Origin of the sequence: Psychrobacter sp. Sarcosine-3u-12, assembly GCF_002836005.1 — a bacterium.
Classification (GTDB): Bacteria; Pseudomonadota; Gammaproteobacteria; order Pseudomonadales; family Moraxellaceae; genus Psychrobacter; species Psychrobacter okhotskensis.
The window spans coordinates 1-25,809 of sequence record NZ_PJBY01000084.1 but is presented as its reverse complement, the minus strand read 5'-3'; the positions used below and the strand labels follow the sequence as shown (position 1 = coordinate 25,809).

Below are 25,809 nucleotides of genomic sequence, written 5' to 3'. Positions count from 1 at the left end.
TGGTGTGACTTAGATGATGTTTTTGAACCATTACTTCAAGTAATAACTACCAATCCTCTACATAATTGTTGACAAATATCCCTACATAAAAAGAGTAGAGATCTTTATACAAATGTCTTTAAAATCAGTAAATCATCAGATGATTGAGGTGAGACTGAGCTGTTTCTACGATGTTCGCTCTGAAAAAACAAAAAGTCATTGCGTCTTAGGCAAACTTTACCTAACATAGTCAGATTGCATGAACAAAATGCCAGCATATATTTATTCTTCAGGCTTTTAGTCTGAATATTTGTGTTTGCATAGCCCGATATATTGATGCATCAACTACAACTACGCCCTGCTGTGTGCAGGATGTGATTACTAAAGTGCTTTTTGTGAAAGCCTTCTTCTGCTAGGCAATGTCCTAGCCTATTACCAAGTAATAAAGGTAAGCTTGCGGCGGTTCTGAGACTTTCAGCAACATGCTCAACATCCTACTACTTCTTATTTTTTATCGTTGATAAGGTTACGCTTTATTTATGAAAGCCAGTCAATTTTTGTTTGCTACTCTAAAAGAAACCCCAAGTGATGCCGATATCGCTTCAAGCCAATTAATGGTGCGCGCCGGTCTTATTCGTAAAATCGCTTCTGGGTTATATATTTGGTTGCCCATGGGGCTACGCGTCTTGCAAAAAGTCGAACGTATTGTTCGTGAAGAGATGCAGAATATTGGCGGGCAAGAAGTGCTCATGCCAATGACTCAGCCAGCAGAACTCTGGCAAACGACCGGTCGTTTTAATGATTACGGCCCTGAGCTATTGCGCTTTAAAGACCGCCATGATCGCGACTTTGTGCTTGGTCCGACCCATGAAGAAGTCATCACTAATCTTGCGCAAGGCGAGCTACGTAGTTATAAACAGCTACCGATTACTTTCTTTCAAATTCAAAACAAATTCCGTGATGAGATTCGTCCACGCTTTGGTGTGATGCGCGCACGCGAATTCACCATGAAAGACGCCTATTCATTTCATGTTGATCAGGCCTCATTGGCCAAGACTTATCATGATATGTATGACGCTTACACGCGCATTTTTACCCGTTTGGGTTTAGATTTTCGCGCGGTACAAGCAGACACTGGCTCTATCGGTGGTTTTGCGTCGCATGAATTTCATGTCTTAGCAGACAGTGGCGAAGATGATATCGCCTTTTCAGATTCTTCTGATTATGCAGCAAACGTTGAGCTAGCTGAATCTGTAAGCACTGCTGAGCGTCAGCCACCCAAAATGGAACGCGAAGACGTGTTAACTGAGGAGATGACCAGTTGTAAAATGGTTGCGGAACATCTGGATGTCCCATTAGCCACTACGGTTAAAACCTTAATCGTCCATGGTCATAATGAGAATGATGAGCCACAGCTTATAGCGATCGTACTGCGCGGTGATCATCAATTAAATACGATTAAAGCGGAGAAAATCGAAGAAGCCAACGTCCCTTTGACTATGGCCTCTGATGAAGAGCTAAAAGCCGCAGGTTTGCATAAAGGCTATATCGGTGTTGACTTAGATATGCCAGTGTTTGTTGATCGTTCAGCAGCAGCACTATCAGATTTTGTCTGCGGTGCGAATGAAGTCAATAAACACACCATCGGTATGAACTGGGCACGTGATACTCGTATCACGCGTATTGTTGATGTGCGTAACGTGCAAGAAGGCGACCCTTCTCCTGATGGTAAAGGCAGTCTAAAAATCAAACGCGGTATCGAAGTGGGTCATATCTTCCAGCTCGGTGATAAGTACTCGCAAGCGATGAATGCGACCGTATCTGGTGAAGATGGCAAGCCAGTCACTCTAATGATGGGTTGCTACGGTATTGGTGTCAGCCGTATTATCGCTGCTGCTATCGAACAGAATAACGATGAAAACGGTATCATGTGGCCAAAAACGCCGACCGTTGACGATTCGATTGCACCTTTTGAAGTCGCTATCATACCGATGAAGTCAAAAGAAGAGACCGTCATGCAGACCGCTACTGCCCTGTATGACGAGTTAAAGGCTCAAGGTATCAACGTGCTACTCGATGACCGTAACGAGCGTCCAGGCGTTAAGTTTGCTGATCTTGAATTGATTGGTATTCCGCACCGTATCGTCGTCTCTGATCGCAATCTTGCAGAGGACAAATACGAGTACGTCAATCGCCGTGAGACAGAAAAGCAGATGCTAAGCCGTGAAGAAGTAATAGCAAAAGTAAGCGGCAAATAGTTTTACTCGTAAAAACTGTGCCATAAAAAGCGCCTATCTCATTTAATGAGATAGGCGCTTTTTTACTTCTAAAAAATGAAAATTGTTATTTGATATTATATTTTTTAGCAATCGCCTTACTACGTTTCTGACTCTCATTAGCGGTGCAAACATTAGCGCCAATCTGGGCGTACACCACAGAATTATTCATTGGACCGTCGTATTCAAAGTCACACTTATCGCTGCGACTCTTTAACCATATACGTTGTTCTTTGTCCAACTGCTGTTGTTGTGTCGTATTCAAAGTACGATAAGCACTCATATAAATTTTATTAAGGCGATTTTTTTCGACTATAATCGCATCATTACCACAATCATAAGCCACTTCCATATAAGCATCTTCACAGTTATATTGATTTTCAATAAACTCCGCTTGTGCCGATTGCATGAGAGAGATAGACAAAGCAGCTGCCGCTAGCGCCGTCAAAAAACCAGTTGCCCATTTCATCTTGACCTCCCAAGCAAAGCAAAATAATATCTGCCTAAATAAGTATATAAACGCATTTGATGAGTATTAGCAAGTACTCTTAGTCTACTGACGAATCAAGCGGCTTGGCTGTGGTAATAAGCGGATATCACTCACACGGCAAGGATTGATATCGATACCGCCGCGGCGCGTATACCACGCACGAACCATCAACTCGCTTGGCTCATACTGTTTGCTTAAATCAGCAAATATCTGCTCGACACACTGCTCATGAAAACCATTATGCTGGCGGAAACTTAAGATATAACGCAGCATGCCAGCGTCGTCGACTGTCTTATCACTGGTCATCGAAACCGCCAATGTACCCCAATCTGGCTGATTGGTCACCGGACAATTACTACGCAGTAAATTAGAATAAAAAGTATAAGGCTGAGCACTGGCAATTTCTGAATGAGCATTCGTTCTAGCATCGCTCAATAAAGATGCATCAGGATGCTCGCATAATGCAATCTTTTCGCTAGTATTGGCAAGCGCGTCATCAATACACGCACCCTCAGGCTGAGCAATCAATAACTCTGATGTCTTATCATAAAGATTATCATCTAAGCCAAACAGCTCAACTTGCACTTCTGCTTGTACGCATGCCGATAAGTCTTTAGCAATCAGCGTTTGCACAGCTTCCCAACTAGGGAATTCGGTAAAGTTGATACTGTTCAAATACAGCTTAAGTGATTTTGACTCGACGATAAATGGCGAGCTAGCAGGAATACCAAAACGTGCGATAGCCACTTGCGAGAGTCCTTGCGGATTCAACCAAGACATCTCAAATGCCTGCCACCAATCGATGCCAACCATCAACTTATCATCTTGCCAGCCAATGACGTCGCGCCCCATACTACGAGCAATAGGATACAAGGTTTCTGGACTATACTCAGTTGGATAGTCAGTAGTTTGCTCACCCAAGATACCGTGAATACTCATAAGTTACTTACCTTTCATGCTTAAATATAATGAAATAACAACCAGTCATTTTACAGCAATGGGCTATTTTATGGGAATCATTTGCCAGTCTGATGCAGAATCTGTCTTTACATAGTTAAAGCGTACTCGGTAAGCAGCAGTATCGCTATCGTTCATTTTGAAATAGAAATCTACCAATAAGCTCTCATTGGTAATCCATTCAACCTCTACCTTGTGAACCATTGGATTATCTTTGCTACCATTATAAAATTTTAAATGTTGTCGGAATTTATCGTAATCCCTGTTATTTTTTTCGTCATACTGGTAAGCACCGCTCTTATCTTTTTTCCAGATCATGACATTTTCTTCTCCTGGAAACTCAACTTTAACTGTAGCTGCATAAGTCATATCTGGTGAAAACGTCAAATGAGATCCTTCAAACTCTTGCTTGAAGCCTGAATTTAAATCAATCAATACTGTATTGTTAATCTCATAGATTTGCCCAGATAGATAAAGCCAGTTCTTATCTGCATCATAATGGTCTAAAAGATAAACATATCTAAGCTCTTTTTCTCCTTCTGCAAAATCGTCCGTCAATACTATAGGACTTGTATGATTGGGCAGTGTGATAATAGTTTTATTTAACTGACGAGAAACATATTTTGATAAGTGCCATTTCTTAATGAGTTTCTGATTATAAATCATCAAGCTTTTATCTAAGCAATCTTGATAAATCCGCTCATCCTTACTATTGCAATCCTTACCCCAGTTAGGATAAATGGGCTTGTCTAGTACTTCCCAAACATAGTCATCCATTGTCGCTTTGGGCAGTTCTGCTTGCGCTGAAACAGAGAGCATTGATAGCATTAGTAGTAATCCACTCGTCATACAGATGCGAATTGAATTGGCTACTGGTAGAGTTACTTGCATATGAGAGTTAAACCTTTTTATTATTTTTTAATCGTTGGTATTAGCATCAGCTGAAACTCTCTGCCATTTACCTTCTTTATTGTCAGCCGCATAAATATAGCGCACGCGAAATGCTACCGTGTCAGTGGGATTGACTCTGTAATAAAAATCAACGTTGATTTTATTATCGCTTGTCCAACTGATATCTCGCGCTTCGTACACTTCATATTTTTTATCCTCATCATCATCTTGCTCATACAATTCATTACTACCAAATACCATTGTATAGCGTCCGTCATTGTTAGCTTTTTGACGATCCCATAACATTATATCTTTAGCCATACCTCCTCACTTGTCGATGGCTCTAAAGCTAAAGGCGCTGCCTGTGCATCTAAGGCTGCTATTGTGGTCAATATAAATAGTCCTGCGACAGTCAATGCTGTTTTTATATAACGAGAAATAGCGATCATTTATATATCACCTGCATGTAGCTGCCACTTATCCGTTGAGGCATTCTTAATAAAGGTATAACGCACTCGAAAAGCTGCGGAATCCTTTTCATTTAGCTTATAAAAATAATCTGCATAAAATTTACTATCATTCAACCAAGTAAGGGTTTCGGCATCATAAACCAGCTTGGCTTTATCCGCTTGATAAAAATTTTTATGACTGTCGTAGTTTTTTGAATCGTCACTACTGCTATAGACTTGTTTATAGTAGCCTTCATAGTAACCACTATCTTGCAGTGCCCAAATATTAATGTTTTCAGTAGCGCCCATCTCGCTTTCAAACCCTACGATATATCTCATATCAGGCGAAACACTTAGCTTCCTAAAATCAAAATCTTGCCAAAACCCAGTCTTCAAATTGACCACTGTCAGAGTTTCTGATTCATAAAAGCTTTGATGTATGGTCAGTAATTGCCGCGATTTATCATAATATTTTAATGAATAATAAGCATTGAAATCGGTCTCAAAAGGACTGGAATAATCAACCAATACTAGTGGGTGTTTACGATTAGGCACGTCAATATAAATCGCATTTCTTTCTCGAATAACTCTGTCGTCAATCCCCCACTGCTTACTAAACGCATTATCAACATCTTCTCGCAAGTTATAAAGGCAATTTTGTAGAGCCGCATGAGTCTCATATTTGTAATCATGATTACAGTCATATTTATAAGATGCAGGATCTAGAGGCTTCTCCATAACCACCCAATCATAATCATCGGTAGTCGCGAACGATGCCGCGATAGCAGTAATGGAAAAGCTACTTAATGCAGCTAGTATAAAAAACTTGTGTATTAGTGAAGTTTTAAACATAAAAAAAAGCCCAACAATGTTAGGCTTTTATAATAAGACTATCGGTATACTGATGACAAGTTACCGAGGTGATAAATTAACTACAAGCGCACACGCGAGCCATCGCTTAGTAAACGATAAGAGATGACATAAAACACCACGCAAAATACAAAAATCGCTGCCATTGAATACCAGACGTTGACATCAGAATAGCCCAAAATTCCGTAGCGGAACGAATTCACCATATAGACAATGGGATTGAGTAACGAGACGTTTTGCCAAAATGTTGATAACCCTTCCATTGAGTAAAAGACGCCGCCCAAAAAGGTAAGAGGCGTTAATACAAAGCTCGGAATAATAGAGATATCATCAAATGAGCGGGCAAAAACGGCATTAATAAAGCCGCCCAGCGAAAACAGTATCGAAGTACCAAGCACGGTAAATATCGTCACAAATAAATGTTCAATACCAAGATCGGTAAAGAACAGCGCGACGATAGAGACAATAATAGCAATGGCCAAACCGCGGAAGATACCACCGCTGACGTAACCCATTAAGATAGCATGCTTGGAGACAGGAGAGACTAACAGCTCTTCGATACTCGCGGTAAACTTGGCACTAAAAAAACTAGAGACCACATTAGAGTAACTGTTGGTAATCACGGCCATCATAATAAGACCAGGGACGATGAACTGCATATAAGGCACACCGCCCATCTCGCCTACTCTATCGCCTATCATTTTACCAAAGATAACGAAGTAGAGCGTCATAGTAATAACGGGTGGCAACAAAGTCTGGGGCCAAATACGCAAAATTCGGCGTACTTCTTTTAGCAATATCGTCCGAAAAGCAATCCATTTTTTGGACCATGACATACTGTCATTAGGGTCTACTACTATTTTCTGATTCATAGTCCTGACTCCTTCATACTGTCTTGATTCTGGATATTTTGGTCGACAAGGCGCATAAACAGCTCTTCTAAACGGTTAGACTTATTACGCATACTGGCAATAGTAATACCTTGCTCGGACAATTGCGTAAACACGCCATTCAATGACTCACCTTCTGTTAAGGTTACCTCAAGCGTGAGATCATCTGGTTGCACCACTTCAGTCACGCCCGTCAGTTGCAAGGGATGCTCAAGCGGCGCCGAGACGTCAAAGACAAAGGTCTCGACCGACAACTGCGCCAGCAAATCCTTCATATCTGTATTGATTCGAATCTCACCATGATCCAAGATAGCGATGCGCTTACACAGCTGCTCAGCCTCTTCAAGATAATGGGTCGTCAGAATAATCGTGGTGTTCTCTTCGACATTAATCTGCTGCATAAACTCCCACATAGAACGGCGCAGCTCAATATCGACCCCTGCGGTTGGCTCATCGAGAATCAATAGCTTAGGCTTATGAATCAGCGCTCGGGCAATCATCAAACGACGTTTCATACCGCCTGACAGCTCCCGCGACTTACTATCACGTTTATCCCAGAGACCCAATGCTTTTAGCAAGCGCTCAGCGCGTGGCTTTGCCTCTTTGGCAGAAATACCAAAATAACCTGCTTGGGTTATCAGAATATCTTCTACTTTTTCAAACATGTTAAAGTTAAATTCTTGTGGGACGACGCCAAGATACTGTTTAGCCACCGAAGGATTGGCTAATAAGTCGACACCAAAAATATTTACACTGCCGCTGGTTGGCTTAAATAATGAACTAATAATGCCAATCATCGTCGATTTACCAGCACCGTTCGGTCCTAGTAGCGCAAAAAAACCACCTTGTGGCACCGTTAAACTGACATCTTTTAATGCCGAAAACCCGTTATCATAAGTTTTGGATAAGTTCTGAATAGATAGCGCTGGTACTTCAGACATGAATACCTCTTTATTTGTTATAAAATTTACATCAAAACTGCTTTGTAGAATATTTTAGCAGGTACGATTTAATGTCTTAAAGTGAGGCTATCAACACCACATTTCAACTGCATTATGTGAGAAGTACCATATTAATAATACTCATCATCAAAAAAAACGCCTACCTCATTAAATGAAATAGGCGTTTAATCAATGAGTATCTTAAAAATTCAATAGGCTATGTATCACCGCCCATAATGGCTTGGTAATGATTAGCTGGCTTCACCAACCATATAGTCTACTGCATTTTGAACTTCTTCATCAGGAATATCCGCACCACCTTTAGCAGGCATCGCGTTGAAGCCGTTGATCGCATGGGTATATAGAGTATCTTTACCTTTTGCTATACGTGGTCCCCAAGCCCCTGCGTCCCCTAACATAGGTGAACCAAGCAAACCTGAAGCATGACAAGTCTGACAAACAGCGTTATAAACAGCAGCACCATCACGAGGGCCATCCCCTGCCGAAGGACCTGATGAGCGTGCGGTTACATCACAAACTTCATCGTCTTCGAAACATACTGTAGCAACAGGCTGAATACGCGCAATCAAATTAGGATATAGGGCAATGAGCTTTTGTACTTGCGGCGTATCTTGCGGAATAGGCTCTTCATCAGCCGGAGGCGCTGCAGCGGCCATCTCTTCCGTTGCCGCAGCGTCATCTGTGGTGCCGTCTGCTGTCACGCTCGCATCAGCTGCAGCAGTGTCATCTGTAGTATCGGCAGCAGCTTGGGTATCATCACCGAGCTGTTGTGGCGCATTTTCGACCACCTCTTGCGCTTCTGCTACATCAGAGACAGTTACAGGGGTATCTGCAACATCTTCCGCTTGGCTCACCGCGATACTAGCAATTCCTAGAATGGCAGCTGCCGATAACATCACTACTTTTCTCATTCGTCACGTTCTCTTATTACAGATACAAGGACTCGCATGACTTGGACATTCTGTTTATCCTCCTTTGACGACACCTCGTCATCAATAGCAAACAGCCATCCCGCCTGCAAGCGCACTTGTAATCGGTGATTATAAATATGAATTGTCCCTGACATTATAAGGGAAAAGGCAGGTAAATTGCCATGCCTGTTTAATGACTATCTTGTTTTTTCTTAAAAAGCGTCAATAGCAGCCTTCGCTCATTGGCTTTCTGGCTTTTATTTGTTAGACTAGGCGGTCTTTATTTTTCGACAGACTGCCCTGTCAATAATACTCAATTAAACGTAGTATGCAGTATTGAGCAACCTAGCAGTCAACTCGTATTATGCGCTCGTAGCTCAGTTGGATAGAGTATCGGTCTCCGAAGCCGAGGGTCGTGGGTTCGATTCCCGCCGAGCGCACCACTTCTTATGAATGATATTTCATCTCTCCCTAGCATTACCTCCTAATACTTCTAGCACCCTACCTACTAACACTTCCAAAAACCTTTAACAGCAACGCTCTGCGTCTTTAGCTGTTATTAACTATGATGTATTAACACCTATAAAATGTTGTACATATCGTTGTCAACCTCTATTCAATATATGTCATCTTCTAATTGAGCCGCAATTTGCCTTCCTACTTGCCTGCCTGATTGCCTATTTATAAAACTGTATGACTGACACTACTCTGCATCCTGTAAGTTTGCAGTTAATTGGGCACGGTTGGGGACTCGGTGGTAATTAATCACGGGTACGTCGCCTAGACGCCGTTGACCAGCGGCCACTTTTTTATCAATAGTAATCATCGCAATCTTTTTGTTTTGCTCGCTGATAACTAGATGATTGGCCTTACGGTTAACGCGATAGTCAGGAAAATAGTTATTAATCAATACCGCTGTTTTTTGTAGGTCATCATTACTAGGTTTTTTCGCGCCTTTGGGTGATTTATTATCAAAGGTCTCATCCGCTTTTGCGCCTCGCATCTTTGCGACCAGCCAAAGGGCTGCGACCACGGCTAGCAATATGACAAGCCACCAAATTCCATCTATCATATAAATATGCATCCATTGTAAGCAGGGGTTATGCCATGTTAGCAGAATTACCACCAGCGTTAATAGCTGAAGTAGCGCTTGCCGCCAAACTATTGGACTCAAAACAACGCATTTGTATTTTAACGGGCGCAGGGGTTTCAGCAGAAAGCGGTATTCCCACTTTTCGAGACAAACAAACAGGATTGTGGGAGAACTACGGCGTTGAGGATTTGGCGACACCCGAGGCGTTCACTCGCAACCCAAAGCTGGTATGGTCGTGGTATCAGTGGCGCAGACAATTGGTCGCGGACAAAAAACCGAATCCTGCTCATGAGGCCTTAGCGCAGTGGCAATACCATAGCCAATCAACCGACCAGCAGGTAACACTCATCACGCAAAATGTCGATGACTTACATGAGCAGGCTGGTAGTAGCGTGACTCATTTGCATGGTAATCTGTGGGCCAATCGTTGTAGTCAATGCGATGCACCCTATAAAAAGCAGTCTAGAGGCTCATATAGCAGCGCTGACACTATGGATTATAGTGAGACGCTAATTAACTGCCCACATTGCGAGGGCTATATCAGACCAGATATCGTTTGGTTTGGCGAAGCACTGCCAGTCCAAGCATGGCAAACCGCTGAAGAGGCGGCGGCGAATTGTGAGGTATTTATCAGTATTGGCACATCGAGCTTGGTCTACCCTGCGGCAGGGCTTGCACAATTGGCCAAGCAAAATGGTGCTAACGTTATCGAAATAAATCCTGACCCAACGCCGAACGCCATCGTTGATATTACCTTGGCAGAAAAAGCCGGTGTGATTATGCCGTTGTTAATCAAAAAAATCACGGCGCTGTAATCGTTTGACCCTAGAAGCATCTCGTATAAAAAGAAAAGGCTTAACAATTGACATCAACCGTTAAGCCCTAGCGAATAAAAACTTCATCAATCATTGCTTATTGCAAAGCAAGATCTACCTTTGCTAAATACTGCTTTTTTAACTCATCACTGATAAACGAAGAATGAAAGGCGTTCTTTACCAAAGTAACCACATCGTCTTTTGTTAGCGGTAAGTTTTCGCATATATTTATAAAATTCTGATTCATATAGCCTTTGAAATACGCTGGATCGTCAGAATTTATGCTGACATTTAGACCGTAATCTAGCAGTGCTTTGATATTGTGCTCTTGATAGGTTTCAAACACCTTGAGTTCGATATTAGAGTTCGGACAAACCGTCAACGGCATTTGCTCGTCTTTTAAGCGTTGCATCAGCTCTGGGCTTTTTATCGATTGCACGCCATGATCAATTCTATTTATCCCTAATAAATCCAAGGCTTCATAGATATAAGTAAAGTCTGCCTCTTCGCCAGCGTGGGCAACCAACTTAAAGCCTGCTTCTTTGGCTTTTTGGAAAACGTCCTTAAACTTAGCAGGCGGATTGCCCAATTCTGCAGAATCAAGACCAACACCAATGATGTCATCTTTAAACGCCAGCGCCTCCTCTAAGGTCTCGAACGCCTCTGCTTGCGATAAATGTCGTAAAAAACACATGATGATGCAAGAAGTGATGCCATATTGTGCTTTGGCATCGGCAAGCGCTTTTTTGATGCCCGTTATCACGACTTCAAAAGGTACGCCCCTTGCCGTATGCGTTTGCGGGTCAAAAAATATCTCCGTATGAATGACGTTGTCTTCAACACACTTCAGAATATATTCCCATGTTAAATCATAAAAATCATCTTGAGTGATGAGAACATTGGCACCCGCATAGTAGATATCTAAAAAGGTTTGTAGATTGGTAAAATTATAGGCGCGGCGTACGTCTTCTATGTCTGTGTAAGGAATATCTATTTGATTCTTTTTCGCCAATCTAAACATCAGCTCCGGCTCGAGTGAGCCTTCGATATGTAAATGCAGCTCCGCTTTTGGCAGTTTCTTTATTAACTCAATCATAGTGTTCCAGTCGTGGTTTTTTATCGAGATGCCTCTTGGTCAGCACCCTCTATTTTGGAGTCAGTATTATATTTCAATTTACCGTAAAACCCTATGGACAAACGCTGAGCTGTTTTTGCCACTATAAACACTATTTCATAAAGACTATTTCAAAAATACCACCGTATCAGACAGCTCATTGCCTGCAGGGTCATGCTCAAGATGATAGTACTGACGCAAGACTTGTCCAACTTCATCTAACAATTCAGCCAAGCTCTCTTCGGTATTTTTATTGGCGATGCCAGACACAGCTTTTTCACACATTGCCCGCCAGACTGTGGGGCTCACGTGAGTGCTGATACCACGATCCGCGACTATCTCTAATTGGTGCTCGCAGATATTGACATAAACCAAGACGCCGGTGTTCTCTTCGGTGTCCCACACTCGATACTCGCTAAATAAATCCACCGCCCGCTCGCGACAGTCGATATGGAAAGCCTCCTGAATCGGTAAATGATTTTCTATAATTAAAAACACCTCACCGCGATGTCCACGCTCAGCGCTAGTCACCTTATCTGTCAGACGAGCTTTGGCTGCGGCTGTCAGCCATTTGCTATGTAGCAAAGGGACAAACAGTACTTGACGCCACCAGCGCGCAAAGCTTGGCTGTGACGAGTTGTTTTGTGCCATTATATTATTTCCTCAAGTAAATCATTACTGACGATCAATTAGTGTGTTTTTCTATTCAGCACGCCCTAAGCACTTACCACGAACCGCCTGCACCGCCGCCGCCGAATCCACCACCGCCGCCGCCAAAGCCGCCACCGCCGAATCCACCACCGCTACCGCCGCCCATGCCGGGCAAGAAAATCATGCCGCCGCCTCTACGACCGCCACCACCGCGTCCGCCACGACCACCGCCGGAGCCACGCGAGATTAAGAATAGCCATATAAATATCGCCATGATTAAGGTCATAAAGAAGCCGCCGCCCAGTGCCAGCGAGCCAGCAAAGAAACCACCAGCAGTCAAGATAGAGCCAAAGATGCGACCAAAAATACTGGTGATAAAGCTACCAAATATCATCGCCATGACGAATAAAAAAACAGGCGATGGGCTGTCACCAACATCGTTTTGACTTTGACTGCGTTCAGCCGCTTGTGCATCAGCGCGCGCCAACACTTCAGGATCAGCACCAAGACGCATTTTAAGCGCCCCAACGCCTGCTAGTATCCCAGCACCATAGTCGTTTTGCTTAAACAGGGGCGTGATGTCTTCACGAATAATACGATTGACGGCGGCATCTGGTAGCACCCCTTCTAATCCATAGCCGGTTAAGATGTACATGTCACGATCATTGACCGCCACGACCATCAGCAAGCCATCATCGATGTCTTTATTGCCCAGCTCCCACTTCTCTGCAACTTGTAAGGCATAGTCAAAGATTGGCACGCCATTGGTCGTTGGCACAATGACCACAGCTGCTTGCGCAAAGCCTTGCTGATAAATCGACCGTAGCTGCGCCTCTAATCGTTGTTTTTCTTGCGGGTTCAAGATATTGGCTTGGTCAACGACAGGACTATTTAATATCAGCTTATCCGCATCGACGCTTTCAGCGCTTGATTGGACAGCTGGCTTAGCAGGCGCTCGTGTTGCTGCCTTTTCACTATTAGCCGTGTCACCGTTAGCCGCATTAGGATTGATCGCATCATTGCCAAGTATGGCGCCATTAATCGCTTCGTTACCTAAAACCGCCTCGTTAATCGCTTCGTTAGACTCGCCTGCTTTGGCTATCGCCACCAAATCCTCGACGCTGCGATTTTGTTGGATATTCGAGGTGCTATTTGAGCCACTATCACTAGCCACTGCCGTATCATTGGGTGCCGCATACAGCACTGGCGCACTACTGATGCTCAGCGTAAATAGTAATACTGATAAGAGTGCTTTTGAATGATTCATCTAATCTATACCACCTCAAGTGCCGTTTGTGCTGAATGCATAGTTGCTACGTTAATTGATACTACGTTAACGGTTACTACTTTTATGTTGTAAGCATTAACGCCAAAAGCAAAGCGGCAAACACCGCTTTACCTTAAGCATCATTTATCTCATGCTGCAAATGTATTTTATGCTACAAATATTATGCGTCTTACTTTACTGAGCAGTCGCTGCATCGTCGTCGTCAAAATCAACACTGGGTGCCGTTGAAATGGCGTCTTCGTTGGCTACCGTAAAGTTTGGCTTTGCATCTAGCCCAAATACTTTGGCAGTAATATTGGTTGGGAACTGACGCACCGTCGTGTTATAGCTTTGTACTTCTTGAATATAGCGGTTACGAGCCACAGCGATACGGTTTTCAGTCCCTTCTAACTGCGCCTGCAAGTCTTGGAATAGCGCATCTGACTTTAGCTCAGGATAACGCTCAGAGACAGCCATTAGACGTGACAAGGCACCGGTCATCTGCTCTTGTGCAGCCGCATAACGCTCCATCGCTTCAGGATCATTGAGCACCTCAGGGGTCACGGTAATACCACCCGCACGTGAGCGCGCTTCAGCAACTTGGGTAAACACCTCTTGCTCTTGCTCTGCGTATTGCTGTACGACCTTGACCAAGTTTGGCACCAAGTCTGAGCGGCGTTGGTATTGGTTGACCACTTCTGACCACGAAGCCGTTACCTGCTCATCTTGAGCTTGCAGATTGTTATAACCACAACCCGTCAAACCAACGGTAGAAGTCGCTAATACTACTGATAGCAACATGGGTTTTACAATGGATTTACGCGTCATCGTTGTCTCTCCTAATAGTGATAAATAACAAATACCTAGTAACACGTTTTTTTATAACGGATATAACCGTTTATTTAACCATCTTGTGCCGCTACTTATCCAGTCTATCAACTGCTGGCCACCTTTAAAATATAGATAATGCTAGCAATGAGTGACGGTTAATACTAATAGCCTACAAGATATCCTGCCAATAATGGCGATATAAGCCACCTTTTACAATTCATCGTTACCAAAACACAACCGCAACGCTTAGCCACGTTAGCACTCGTGCTTGCTTATACTGTGATTACTTATTCTTAAAAGCCTAATTATGTCTACTTATAGCTGATTTCGCTATAGCTTGCAGGTAAAATAACAATACAGCAGTTACAAAATTCCTTTATTTAATCGCTATTTATCATGGGCCCTATCGTCTGAAACATCGAGATATACAGCATTTCTTAAAGAAATTTCTAGTAATTGCACTAAAAATATGGCAAATTGCAGTTACGTAGCCGTACGGTTTGAATACATTTGGTAGTGGACTTATCGTTTGTTTAGTATTAAAGGCTTATGAATGTCTCATTAACCCTGTTAACGGACTGCCACAAACCTTAGATGACAAAATGATAAGCCTTTACTAGTGTAGCCAATCGATACGACTCATAGCAAGTTGAATGCTATCACTTTAATGATAAGTATTTAATTACACAACCGACTGTTTTATCCGCTGGTCCATTGATAACAGCTTTTACGTCGATGACGTAATGACAAGATGTACCGCATAATAAATACAGCAAAGGATTGCAACTGCAGCTCATTTTAAAATTGACTCCAATGAGCGGTATACACATGGTCAGTGTTGCGAATAGACCAAGCGGATAAATATAGACAACTGATATCCATACTCGTTGGTTAATTTAGTAAAAGTTGCAATTGCTTTATTTAACATACGCCACTTTTACTGACTATTACCATGTAGAGAACGTTTGAGGAATATAGATATGGAAGATATTTTTGGAAGTATCAATAATTATATTTGGAGTATCCCTTTAGTAGTTTTGTGCTTAGGTGCAGGCTTATTTTACTCCATCATGACGCGCTTTGTACAAGTACGTCTATTTGGTGAAATGATCAAATTGCTATTTACTGGTAAATCTAGTGCCGATGGTATTTCGTCATTTCAGGCACTGGCAGTATCACTTGCTGGTCGAGTAGGATTGGGTAACATCGCTGGGGTAGCCGCTGCTATCGGATTCGGTGGTCCAGGTGCGGTATTTTGGATGTGGATTGTGGCGTTTTTAGGCGCATCTACTGCTTATGTCGAATCGACACTAGCACAGATTTATAAAGAAAAAGATGTAATCACTGGCGAATACCGTGGTGGTCCCGCTTATTACTTTGAACGCGCCTTAGGTCAAAAATGGTACGGCATTTTATTTGCGATTTCCGCTATCATTTCTTGCGGTATCTTTTTGCCGGGTGTTCAAGCTAATGGCGTTGTTAATGCATTTGCTCAAGTAATGGGCGAAGGTACCGTGATGAACATCGGAGCCTTAGAAGTAGGCTCTATGCGTTTGATTGCATTGGCTATTATTCTAGTGGTTTTAGGTGTCATCATCTTTGGTGGTATTAAACGTATTGCAACCTTTACTGAGTATGCCGTTCCATTCATGGCTTTAGGCTATATTATTCTAGCTTTGATTATCATGTTTAGCAATTTCAGTTTGATTCCAGAAGTATTTGGTTTAATTATTAGTGATGCCTTTACGGCTCAAGCTGGTTTTGGTGCTGCTATTTATTTAGGTGTTAAACGCGGTATTTACTCTAACGAAGCCGGTCAAGGTACGGGCCCTCACGCTGCTGCTGCTGCTGAAGTTGAGCATCCCTCACAGCAAGGTCTAGTACAAGCGTTCTCAGTCTACGTTGATACGTTGCTGGTTTGTTCTGCTACGGCCTTTATGATTTTATCTACTGGCATGTATAACATTCAGTGTACTGTGGCAAATAAGTGTACAACTGCAGCTGATGGAGAATTTATTGTCAGCAATATAGATACAGCTACAGAAATTAGCTCTCCAGCATTTACGCAAATGGCTATGGAATCAGTATATGGGGTTTATGGTAACTCGTTTATCGCTCTTGCGGTATTCTTCTTCGCCTTTACGACTATCCTAGCGTACTACTATATCGCTGAAGTCAACGTCACTTATTTGACACGCTTTATCGGTCGTGGTGCTCATAAAACGGGCCTATTATTGGTCAAAATTTTAATCATGGTTATGGTCGCCTACGGTGGTCTTAATTCTGCCGGTTATGTTTGGGTATTGGGTGATATCGGTGTAGGTCTTATGGCTTGGTTGAATATCGTGGGTATTCTTATGATTTTCATTGTGGCTCGTCCTACGCTTACCATGCTTAAAGACTACGAAGCACAGCGTAAAGCTGGCGTGAAACGCTATAGTTTTGATCCTGCTAAATTCGGTATCAAAAACGCGCCATATTGGGAAGAGCGTCATCTTAAAGAGCAACAAAGAATGGCAGCAGATCCACTACGTAAAGAACATAAATAACGTTCTTTAAAGTATCTACTGTTTGCTCTTACTAAGTAAAATAGAAAGCCCGAGGCACTTGTCTCGGGCTTTTTGCTTTATAAGTTTGACTTGATTAACACTCAAGTATGACAAAGATAAATATAGTGTTGATGATAGTTTGGCTATATGCGGCAAGTCCATTAACCACTTATTATACTGTTTAGGGCGCGTCCTCAATCTGAATGAAACCGACTAAATTGGCTGAACAAACTACACACATATCATCCAAGCACAAAAAAGCCCAGCGCGACGGCTGAGCTTTTTAGATATCATCAGTAGCTTATATATGTACTTATATAAAAATAAGCCACGTATTAAGACTTACTCAGGCATTAGTACTGCATCAATAGTATGTACCACACCATTAGTCGCCATTATATCAGTACCAGTGATGTTGGCCGTTCCGCCGGTCGCATCAGTAATGACATTAGCATCGCTGATAGAAATCGTTGCGCCGTTAGCGGTTTTGATATCAGTACCATAGGGAATATCAGCGGCTTTAACTTCCATAGCTACTACGTGGTAAGGAAGTACTTTTTTGAGTAGATCGGTGTTAGCGAGTAACTCTTCTTTAGTCACGCCTAACTTCTCTAGTACTGGAGCAAAAGCGTCGTCAGTTGGAGCAAATACGGTGTATTTGGTGTCTTCCATCAACATAGTATCAAGGCCAGCGGCTTGAAGCGCTGCGGTCAAGATAGTTAGGTTCTCATTGCCCGCTGCTATTTCAGCAATCGTTTGAGTCGCCATGGTATCTGCCATTGGGTCAGCCATAGGCTCTGCTTCTGCAGATGGATCAACCATGACTTCAGGCTCAGCCATTGTTTCAGTCGTGGCTTCAGGCTCTACCGGTTCAGTAACAGCTTCTTTGTCATTACAAGCGGCTAGTGACATTGCTGCGGTAACGACGGCGATAGATAGTAAATTCTTCTTTAACATGGGTATATCCTTGTAGATGTTAATTAGTTTATGGGCTTAGTTAATAAAGAGGCTTATTAAAGTGACTTGTGCATTAATGAAGATAACAGTCAGCGATTAATAAGTCTCAGTAATCAACTGGCCAACTCTAAACATGTATTAAAATTAGTTCTGCTATATCAATAAATACGATTTTAACTGATTAATCTGCAATTCATGCTTGTTTAGGTAGCAACACTGTATTGATCACGTGTACTACCCCATTATTGATAAAATAACGTTTATAAAGTAACGTTTAAACAAAAACTGAAGTAAAGATTAGCGTTAAAAATATCTTTAATAATCAGCTTGCACAAACGATGGCTGGTACGAGTACCAGCGTCATCATATAAAAAGACAAAAAGTGAGCACTGCTTTTAATAAGTACTGATTTCAATAAGCACTGCTTTTAATAAACATTGCTGTCAACAATCATGACATCAAAAGTTATTTTGGCATCAATACTCTATCAACCACGTGCACCACACCGTTGGTAGCGGCAATATCTGTTTTGACGATATTAGTTGTACGACCCATCTCATCCATTAGTTGGCCTTTCGGGGTCACCATCAAGGTATCATTGCTCAAGGTCATGACATTGCCAGGCTTCACATCTTTGGCATACATCGCCATATTGCCGTTGATCACGTGATAGCCTAAGATTTTGGTTAACAGTGGCTTATTAGCAAATAACTGAGCCTTGGTCATTTTAGTTTCGGCCAATGCTTGCATAAACGCGGCATTGGTTGGAGCAAATATCGTATAGTTGGCATTAGGGTCAGACAATGCACTCGCAAGGCCTGCCGCTTGTACTGCTTCAACTAATAGCGAGAAGTCCGGGTTGCTCTGGGCAATTTGTACCACATTCATTTTTGCCATAGATTGACTATGCATGGGTGCTTTCATCTCTGCGCTTTTAGTAGGCATCATATTATTACAAGCCGTTAAACCCGCGATCGAAAGCGCTAATGTACCGATAGTAGCAATTTTGGTAATTTTCATAACATTGTCCTTAATGATTGAATCATTCTTGATTATTGTATTACTAATTTACGAGTAGATAATTAACTCTTAAAATTCGCTGGCACTGGCATAGGTAAGTATTAATAATGATTACTAAATAAAAATAATTAACATTTGCTTGTAAGCAGTTCTTACTAAAAGTCAATCCTTCTGAAATCAAATTAACATATAGAGCATCCTTATTAGTTCACTTTTACGCTATTTTTGTCATGAGTATGTAATTTATGTCAGTCTTTTAGGTGGCTTAATAGACTTTAATTTTAAAAACAAAGCTTTATGTAATCTTTAAGCGAAATGATATTCATTTGTCCCCTAGTATTTTATGTCATACACTTTAGTCCATGTCGTAGTAGCATGAGCAAGCGAATGCTGAGGAGACAACATCACGCTGTGGTATCGCCAAAACAGCAATCGCTACAATCCCTCGAGACGACGAATTTTCATGCTAAAATAACGTATATTTCTCTCTTTTTTAAGCGTGTAATTTTTATTTATTACTTTGAATGGCTCCCAACGCTTTTCTTCTTCCCTATCATAATATTGACGATATAAGCAGTCCTTCTATGACACTACAAACCGCTACTCAAGCAGATAATACCTCAGCTGACGATAACACCACTCCGAACGATTTTGTCCTAACGCCGCCTGAGGTATTTCCTTACAAGGCACAGCAGCTCACCGCTCGCGAGCGTATTACCAAGCAAATGGCTTCACGGATTTTGATGCTCGATGGCGCGATGGGCACGCATATCCAGAATTATAAGCTGGAAGAAGCTGATTATCGCGGGGCGCGCTTCGCTAATATTGAGCAGGACGTGCGCGGTAATAACGATCTGTTGGTACTCACGCAGCCGCAGATGATCAAAGAGATTCATAGCGACCACCTGACCGCTGGGGCAGACATTATCGAGACCAATACCTTTAATGGTACGCGGCTGTCGATGGCCGACTACGATATGCAGTATCTGGTGCCAGAACTGAACAAGACGGCTGCCAAGATTGCGCGCGAAGCGGCTGACGAATACACTGCCAAGACGCCTGACAAGCCACGCTTCGTCGCTGGAGTCATAGGGCCAACGTCACGAACTTGCTCGCTATCTCCTGATGTCAACGACCCTGCTTTTCGTAACATTACCTTTGATGAGTTGGTGCTTAATTATCGTGAAGCCACACTGGCGCTCATGGAAGGCGGTGTCGACCTCATCCTAATCGAGACTATTTTTGATACGCTCAATGCCAAAGCTGCCATCTTTGCAGTGACAGGGGTGTTTGATGATATCGGTTTTGAATTACCGATTATGATTTCGGGGACGATTACTGATGCCTCAGGTCGTACACTATCTGGTCAAACGGCAGAAGCCTTTTATAACTCGATTCGCCATGCTAAGCCCTTAACCGTCGGTTTTAACTGTGCACTTGGTGCTGATGCCCTGCGTCCGCATATTCAAACGCTGTCTAATATCGCCAATACCTATGTCTCCGCGCATCCGAACGCCGGTCTGCCGAATGAGTTTGGTGAGTATGATGAAACAGCCGAGGAAACCACGGCCCTGCTAGAGGGCTTTGCCAAAGCAGGTATCTTAAACATCGTCGGTGGCTGCTGTGGTACGACGCCTGAGCATATCCGCCAAATCGCTAATATGGTGGCAAAATATCCACCGCGCGAAATTCCTGAGATTGCGCCTGCCTGCCGCTTATCTGGACTTGAGCCCTTTACCATCACGCCTGAGAGCTTATTCGTCAACGTCGGTGAGCGTACCAACGTCACCGGTTCGAAGAAGTTCTTGCGTTTGATTAAAACCGAAGCCTACACGGAAGCACTTGATGTAGCGCGAGATCAGGTCGAAGGCGGCGCGCAAATCGTCGATATCAACATGGATGAAGGCATGCTCGACTCCAAGCAGGCGATGATTCACTTCGTCAACTTGGTCTCAGGTGAGCCGGATATCAGCCGTGTACCCTTAATGATTGACTCGTCTAAATGGGAAATCATCGAAGAAGGTCTCAAGCGCACGCAGGGCAAATCTGTCGTCAACTCTATCTCCTTAAAAGAAGGTCATGCTGAGTTCGTTGAACGCGCCAAGCTATGTATGCGCTACGGTGCTGCTATTATCGTCATGGCCTTTGATGAAGACGGACAGGCTGATACTTATGAGCGCAAAACTGAGATTTGTCAGCGCAGCTATGATGTCTTGGTCAATGAAGTCGGCTTTCCATCAGAAGATATCATCTTTGACCCGAATATTTTTGCGGTCGCCACCGGTATCACTGAGCACAACAATTATGGCGCAGACTTTATCAATGCGACCAAATGGATTACCGATAACCTGCCCAATGCCATGGTATCGGGCGGCGTCTCTAACGTCTCGTTTAGCTTCCGTGGTAATCCGATTCGTGAAGCCATCAACTCCGTATTCCTTTATCATGCAATTCAAAATGGCTTAACCATGGGTATCGTTAACCCTGCCATGCTTGAGCTGTATGATGACATCCCTAAAGAAGCACGCGATGCCATCGAAGACGTGATGCTCAACCGCAATCAAGGCGAAACCGGTCAAGATGCCACTGAGCGCCTGATGACGGTCGCTGAAAACTACCAAGACGGTGGTAAGAAAAAAGACAGCACTGTCGACATGAGCTGGCGCGAAGGCACGGTAGAAGCCCGTATCGCGCACGCATTGGTCAAAGGCATTACTACCTTTATCGAAGCCGATACCAAAGAAGCGTGGGAGAAGTACCCCAAACCCCTCGATGTCATCGAAGGGCCACTCATGGACGGCATGAATATCGTCGGTGATTTATTTGGCTCGGGTAAAATGTTCTTACCGCAAGTGGTCAAGTCGGCACGGGTGATGAAACAATCGGTCGCGTGGCTGAACCCGTACATCGAAGCGGAAAAAGTCGAAGGCGAGGTCAAAGGTAAAATCCTTATGGCGACCGTCAAAGGCGACGTCCATGATATCGGCAAAAACATCGTCGGCGTGGTACTCGGCTGTAATGGCTATGACATCGTCGATCTAGGCGTGATGGTGCCTTGTGATAAGATCCTCGATACTGCTATCGCCGAAAAAGTCGATATCATCGGACTATCGGGTCTGATTACCCCAAGCCTCGATGAGATGGTCTATGTCGCCAAGCAAATGCAAGAACGCGGCATGACCCTACCGCTGATGATTGGCGGGGCAACGACGTCTAAAGCGCATACTGCGGTCAAAGTCGAGCCGCAATATCAAAACGATGCCGTCATCTATGTATCCGACGCCTCACGTGCAGTCGGCGTGGTCACCAAGCTGCTCTCTAAAGAGAACCGTGTACAGTTAATTGATGATACTCGCGCCGAATACATTAAAGTGCGTGAGCGTCTGGCCAAGCGCCAGCCCAAAGCCGCTAAGATATCGTACGCTGAGTCGGTTAAGATTGGCTTTCAATACGATTGGGAAAACTATACGCCGCCTGTCCCTAATAAGTTAGGGCAAGTAATATTTGACGACTACCCCATCACTAACCTGTTGTCTTATATTGACTGGACACCGTTCTTTATCTCTTGGGGACTCACAGGTAAATATCCCCAAATTTTGCAAGATGATGTGGTTGGTGAAGCGGCTCGTGATCTGTTTGGTAATGCCGAGGACATCCTACAAAAGATAATTGATGAAAAGTTAGTCGTGGCAAAAGGTGTGTTTAAACTGATGCCAGCCCGTCGTACGGCTGCCGACACTATCACTGTCTATGATCGAGCGCCGACTGAAGGCGGCACAGCAGAATATCAGTTTGAACACTTACGTCAACAAAGCGACAAAGCCAGTGGCAAGCCAAACTTTAGCTTGGCAGACTTTATCTCGCCATCAGAGACGCACACCGATTACTTGGGCGGCTTTACGGTATCGATGGTAGGTACAGAAGCACTCGCTGAAAAGTATAAAGCGGCTGGTGATGACTATAACGCCATCATGGTGCAGGCTTTGTCAGACCGTTTGGCAGAAGCTTTTGCTGAGCATTTGCACGAGCTGATCCGTAAAGACTATTGGGGCTATCAGGCTGATGAAAACCTAACCAATGATGAGATGATCAAAGAAAAATACGTCGGTATCCGTCCAGCACCTGGCTACCCTGCCTGTCCGGAACACACGGAAAAAGGTAAGCTATTCGAATGGTTAGGTACTACCGATGCGATCGGTACGACATTAACGGAAAGCTATGCAATGTGGCCGGGCTCATCGGTCAGCGGCTTTTATTACTCGCATCCTGATAGTGAATACTTCAACGTCGGAAAAATCGGCCGTGATCAGTTAGAGAGTTATGCTGAGCGTAAAGGCTGGGATGTGAAAACGGCTGAGAAGTGGTTGAATCCGAATTTGTAGGGATGAAATTTAGTCAATCCCTAAACATCTGATAGTTATTTTTGGCTTACTTATTTAATATGAGTAAGCCATTTTTTTATAAAATAATAGCCTGCTCCACGTCAGCAAACTTATCGCTACCTTGATAGCAAAATACTTTTATCATTTCCTGACTACATACGTGCTAAGTTATTGCCTACTATGATTTTCAGGAAGAAAGGTTATGAATCAAATTGCTCTACTGTCCAGTTGGATTGGCAAAACTTTTGCAATTTGGGCATTGGTCAGTGCTGTCTTAGGATTTATTTTTCCTGCATTCTTTGCCTCGTTGGCGTTTTTGATTGTGCCGATCTTAGGTATTATCATGTTTGGCATGGGCATGACTTTGAAGACGGAAGACTTCGTAGAAATCATTAAGCGACCAAAGCCCGTATTGGTTGGGCTGTTGGCACAATTTACCTTAATGCCTTTGATTGCTTACTTGCTAACCGTCATCTTTAATCTTGATCCTTTGATCGCTGTTGGGGTTATTTTGGTTGGCTGTTGCCCCGGTGGTACGTCTAGTAATGTGATTACGTTCTTAGCCAAAGGCGACGTGGCGCTAAGTGTTGCCATTACTTCTATATCCACCCTACTTGCTCCTTTTCTGACCCCTATTCTGCTCAGTATTTTTGCAGGTCAGCTGATTGACATCGATTTGGCCAGTATGATGATAACCATTACAAAAATCGTAATCTTGCCCATCTTACTGGGTGTTATCTTTCATAAATTTTTGGGTAAAAAGATCGAGTTCGTCACCGAGATATTACCTATGGTGTCGGTATTGGGTATCTCTATCATTATAGCCGCAGTGGTTGCCGTGTCTAAAGCCACTATTTTGGATAGCGGTGCTATCGTCTTTATTGTCGTTGCCCTACACAATATGACCGGTTATGCCTTGGGGTATTTGATCGCCCGTTTGTCTGGCTTTACGGAGAAACAACGCCGCGCTATTATGATAGAAGTGGGTATGCAAAACTCTGGTCTGGGCGCTGCCCTTGCAGCAACTTATTTCAATCCTGTCGCGGCCTTACCTAGCGCGATATTTAGTGTATGGCATAACTTTAGTGGTGCGTTGGTTGCGAATATCTTTGCTAAAAGAGATGCTAGGTAAGTAGTGTTTGTATTGCTTACACCTTGGCTGTGAGTGCTTTAGCGTCAGCAAAATAAGCAGTGAAAAGTTAGATAGTTATGCTAAACGTAAAGGCTGGGATGTGAGAACTACTAAGAAGTGGTTAAATCCGGATTTATAAGGATTGTTTTAGCTAGAACTTTTTAGATAAAAATCTGATGCGGGATTGGTTACTTAGGTAGTGATCAATCTTGTTCTTGCTTCTATACTCACATATATTCGAAATAAGTGAGGCTAGCGGTAACATTCTGTTCTTGCTACTGTTCATTGTGTATTGTGTTCTGAAGCTAGATTTAGTATGACAGTTACAAACAGCAAAAAATATAGCTGCATCTTCTAGCAAGAGAATCTAATAGTGTTAAAAGCTAACTCTTTTCTGTATCTAAGTTTTCCGCAGAATGCACCCTACTTTATCTTGTAATGAGGTTCTTATGAGTACATCTGAAAAGAATATAGAAAATTTCAATTTTATATTTAGTGAAGCAATGAGACTATCCAAATTGCGTGAAGAATCATATGACCTCTATGAAAAGGACTTTGATAAAGATGCCCACCTGATTACAGCCGTTATAGATGTACCTAAAAAAGTTAAAAATATAAATCCAAATCAGCGAGCCTTCCCAATTTCATCAAAATCTAGAGAAAAGCTTAGAGATATTGCTATTAGAGATCTACAGTCCAAAAAGTTATACCATAAGATAACTATTGATGAATATATATACGATATTAGAGATTCTATTTATATGCATATTAAAAGTTCTGGTGATTTCAGTAAGACTGGATATGCCTCAATATTATCTAAGGCTGAGCGAAGAGCTCGAGGCAAACTAAAAGATACGACTTATTATCTTCCATTCAATGCACTTATCCCAAATTTTAAAGATGAAATAAGCATAGGTGATGTGAAGATTATCGCAAAAGATTCTATACTTAATAAGGTCAAAGAAAATAACCATTACGACCTATATAGTCAATCCCACTTAAAAGTGTTATAAACTAACTATCAAATTCAATTGTTATTATAAAGACCATGACTTACTCGCTAGATTTTCGCAAACAAGTACTAAAAAGCTTAGACGAGGGTATGACCTTTGCCGAGGCAGCTGAGTTTTATAATCTGAGCCCAACCACCATACAAAACTGGAAGCGGCGTGTTCATAGTAAAACAACCAGGCAAACCAAACCCTATAAAATACCAGATGATGTGCTACTTAATGATGTCAAAGAACATCCTGATGATTACCAGTATGAGCGAGCACGTCGTCTAAACTGTAGTAAAACAGGCATTCATCATGCCCTAAAGCG

23 protein-coding genes and 1 tRNA gene are annotated in these 25,809 nt (G+C 42.9%); 8 read left to right on the top strand and 16 right to left on the bottom strand.

Going from position 1 to position 25,809, the window contains the following annotated elements; all coding sequences use genetic code 11:
• The first annotated feature begins 518 nt into the window (after window positions 1–518).
• Window positions 519–2,237 (top strand): proline--tRNA ligase, encoded by a 1,719-nt coding sequence (locus tag CXF65_RS05320; protein WP_101211300.1) that lies wholly within the window; start codon window positions 519–521, stop codon window positions 2,235–2,237.
• Between the two features lie 85 nt (window positions 2,238–2,322).
• Here CXF65_RS05320 and CXF65_RS05315 read toward each other — a convergent pair whose 3' ends face one another.
• The 9 genes from CXF65_RS05315 to CXF65_RS05280 form a co-directional block, all read right to left on the bottom strand.
• Entirely contained in the window at window positions 2,323–2,724 is a 402-nt protein-coding gene (locus CXF65_RS05315) for a lysozyme inhibitor LprI family protein (RefSeq protein WP_025652160.1), read from the bottom strand.
• Between the two features lie 84 nt (window positions 2,725–2,808).
• A complete protein-coding gene (gene queF, locus CXF65_RS05310) occupies window positions 2,809–3,684 on the bottom strand; it encodes an NADPH-dependent 7-cyano-7-deazaguanine reductase QueF (RefSeq protein WP_101211299.1) in 876 nt (291 codons plus the stop codon).
• 63 nt (window positions 3,685–3,747) lie between these two features.
• Window positions 3,748–4,593, bottom strand: coding sequence for a hypothetical protein (locus tag CXF65_RS05305; protein ID WP_101211298.1), 846 nt, complete (start codon window positions 4,591–4,593; stop codon window positions 3,748–3,750).
• Window positions 4,594–4,620: 27 nt separating this feature from the next.
• Window positions 4,621–4,914: a hypothetical protein gene (locus tag CXF65_RS05300; protein ID WP_157824018.1), complete on the bottom strand. Its 294-nt coding sequence runs from the start codon at window positions 4,912–4,914 to the stop codon at window positions 4,621–4,623.
• A complete protein-coding gene (locus CXF65_RS14920) occupies window positions 4,899–5,042 on the bottom strand; it encodes a hypothetical protein (RefSeq protein ID WP_156915615.1) in 144 nt (47 codons plus the stop codon). The genes CXF65_RS05300 and CXF65_RS14920 overlap by 16 nt, the downstream gene beginning before the upstream one ends.
• Window positions 5,043–5,894: a hypothetical protein gene (locus tag CXF65_RS05295; RefSeq protein ID WP_101211296.1), complete on the bottom strand. Its 852-nt coding sequence runs from the start codon at window positions 5,892–5,894 to the stop codon at window positions 5,043–5,045.
• Window positions 5,895–5,974: 80 nt separating this feature from the next.
• Complete coding sequence (locus CXF65_RS05290) at window positions 5,975–6,748, bottom strand: ABC transporter permease (protein ID WP_025652155.1); 774 nt, start codon at window positions 6,746–6,748, stop codon at window positions 5,975–5,977.
• A 32-nt stretch (window positions 6,749–6,780) separates the two neighbouring features.
• Complete coding sequence (locus CXF65_RS05285) at window positions 6,781–7,743, bottom strand: ABC transporter ATP-binding protein (protein ID WP_025652154.1); 963 nt, start codon at window positions 7,741–7,743, stop codon at window positions 6,781–6,783.
• A 251-nt stretch (window positions 7,744–7,994) separates the two neighbouring features.
• A complete protein-coding gene (locus CXF65_RS05280) occupies window positions 7,995–8,675 on the bottom strand; it encodes a c-type cytochrome (protein WP_101211295.1) in 681 nt (226 codons plus the stop codon).
• Between the two features lie 366 nt (window positions 8,676–9,041).
• On the opposite strand from CXF65_RS05280, the gene CXF65_RS05275 reads away from it, so the two are divergent.
• A tRNA-Arg gene (locus tag CXF65_RS05275) sits at window positions 9,042–9,118 on the top strand.
• 260 nt (window positions 9,119–9,378) lie between these two features.
• Here CXF65_RS05275 and CXF65_RS05270 read toward each other — a convergent pair.
• Complete coding sequence (locus CXF65_RS05270; protein ID WP_101211294.1) at window positions 9,379–9,747, bottom strand: hypothetical protein; 369 nt, start codon at window positions 9,745–9,747, stop codon at window positions 9,379–9,381.
• Between the two features lie 35 nt (window positions 9,748–9,782).
• Between CXF65_RS05270 and CXF65_RS05265 the strand changes: the two genes are divergently transcribed.
• Window positions 9,783–10,583 carry an NAD-dependent deacylase gene (locus CXF65_RS05265; protein ID WP_101211293.1) on the top strand — a complete coding sequence of 267 codons (801 nt, stop codon included), beginning with the start codon at window positions 9,783–9,785 and terminating at the stop codon, window positions 10,581–10,583.
• A 97-nt stretch (window positions 10,584–10,680) separates the two neighbouring features.
• On the opposite strand, the gene CXF65_RS05260 is transcribed toward CXF65_RS05265, so the two are convergent.
• From CXF65_RS05260 to CXF65_RS05245, 4 genes are all read right to left on the bottom strand, one after another.
• On the bottom strand, window positions 10,681–11,679 hold the full coding sequence (locus CXF65_RS05260) for an adenosine deaminase (RefSeq protein WP_101211292.1): 999 nt from the start codon (window positions 11,677–11,679) through the stop codon (window positions 10,681–10,683).
• 144 nt (window positions 11,680–11,823) lie between these two features.
• Window positions 11,824–12,348, bottom strand: a complete 525-nt coding sequence (locus CXF65_RS05255) for a TPM domain-containing protein (protein WP_101211291.1) — start codon at window positions 12,346–12,348, stop codon at window positions 11,824–11,826.
• Between the two features lie 73 nt (window positions 12,349–12,421).
• A complete protein-coding gene (locus CXF65_RS05250; RefSeq protein WP_101211290.1) occupies window positions 12,422–13,615 on the bottom strand; it encodes a TPM domain-containing protein in 1,194 nt (397 codons plus the stop codon).
• Between the two features lie 195 nt (window positions 13,616–13,810).
• The gene (locus CXF65_RS05245; protein WP_101211289.1) at window positions 13,811–14,443 is read right to left on the bottom strand and encodes a LemA family protein; all 633 of its coding nucleotides are present in this window, start codon (window positions 14,441–14,443) and stop codon (window positions 13,811–13,813) included.
• Window positions 14,444–15,426: 983 nt separating this feature from the next.
• On the opposite strand from CXF65_RS05245, the gene CXF65_RS05240 reads away from it, so the two are divergent.
• Window positions 15,427–16,995, top strand: coding sequence for an alanine/glycine:cation symporter family protein (locus CXF65_RS05240; protein WP_101211288.1), 1,569 nt, complete (start codon window positions 15,427–15,429; stop codon window positions 16,993–16,995).
• A gap of 342 nt (window positions 16,996–17,337) precedes the next feature.
• Here CXF65_RS05240 and CXF65_RS05235 read toward each other — a convergent pair whose 3' ends face one another.
• Together CXF65_RS05235 and CXF65_RS05230 are read right to left on the bottom strand one after the other, a co-directional pair.
• Complete coding sequence (locus CXF65_RS05235; protein WP_025652144.1) at window positions 17,338–17,952, bottom strand: fasciclin domain-containing protein; 615 nt, start codon at window positions 17,950–17,952, stop codon at window positions 17,338–17,340.
• Window positions 17,953–18,417: 465 nt separating this feature from the next.
• Complete coding sequence (locus tag CXF65_RS05230) at window positions 18,418–18,972, bottom strand: fasciclin domain-containing protein (protein ID WP_025652143.1); 555 nt, start codon at window positions 18,970–18,972, stop codon at window positions 18,418–18,420.
• Between the two features lie 584 nt (window positions 18,973–19,556).
• Here CXF65_RS05230 and metH point away from each other — a divergent pair.
• From metH to CXF65_RS05210, 4 genes are all read left to right on the top strand, one after another.
• The gene (gene metH / locus CXF65_RS05225; protein WP_101211287.1) at window positions 19,557–23,354 is read left to right on the top strand and encodes a methionine synthase; all 3,798 of its coding nucleotides are present in this window, start codon (window positions 19,557–19,559) and stop codon (window positions 23,352–23,354) included.
• 202 nt (window positions 23,355–23,556) lie between these two features.
• Window positions 23,557–24,486: a bile acid:sodium symporter family protein gene (locus CXF65_RS05220; protein WP_101211286.1), complete on the top strand. Its 930-nt coding sequence runs from the start codon at window positions 23,557–23,559 to the stop codon at window positions 24,484–24,486.
• Window positions 24,487–24,935: 449 nt separating this feature from the next.
• Window positions 24,936–25,499 carry a hypothetical protein gene (locus CXF65_RS05215; protein WP_101211285.1) on the top strand — a complete coding sequence of 188 codons (564 nt, stop codon included), beginning with the start codon at window positions 24,936–24,938 and terminating at the stop codon, window positions 25,497–25,499.
• A gap of 35 nt (window positions 25,500–25,534) precedes the next feature.
• A partial coding sequence (locus CXF65_RS05210; RefSeq protein ID WP_101211284.1) for an IS630 transposase-related protein occupies window positions 25,535–25,809 on the top strand: 275 nt, incomplete at its 3' end.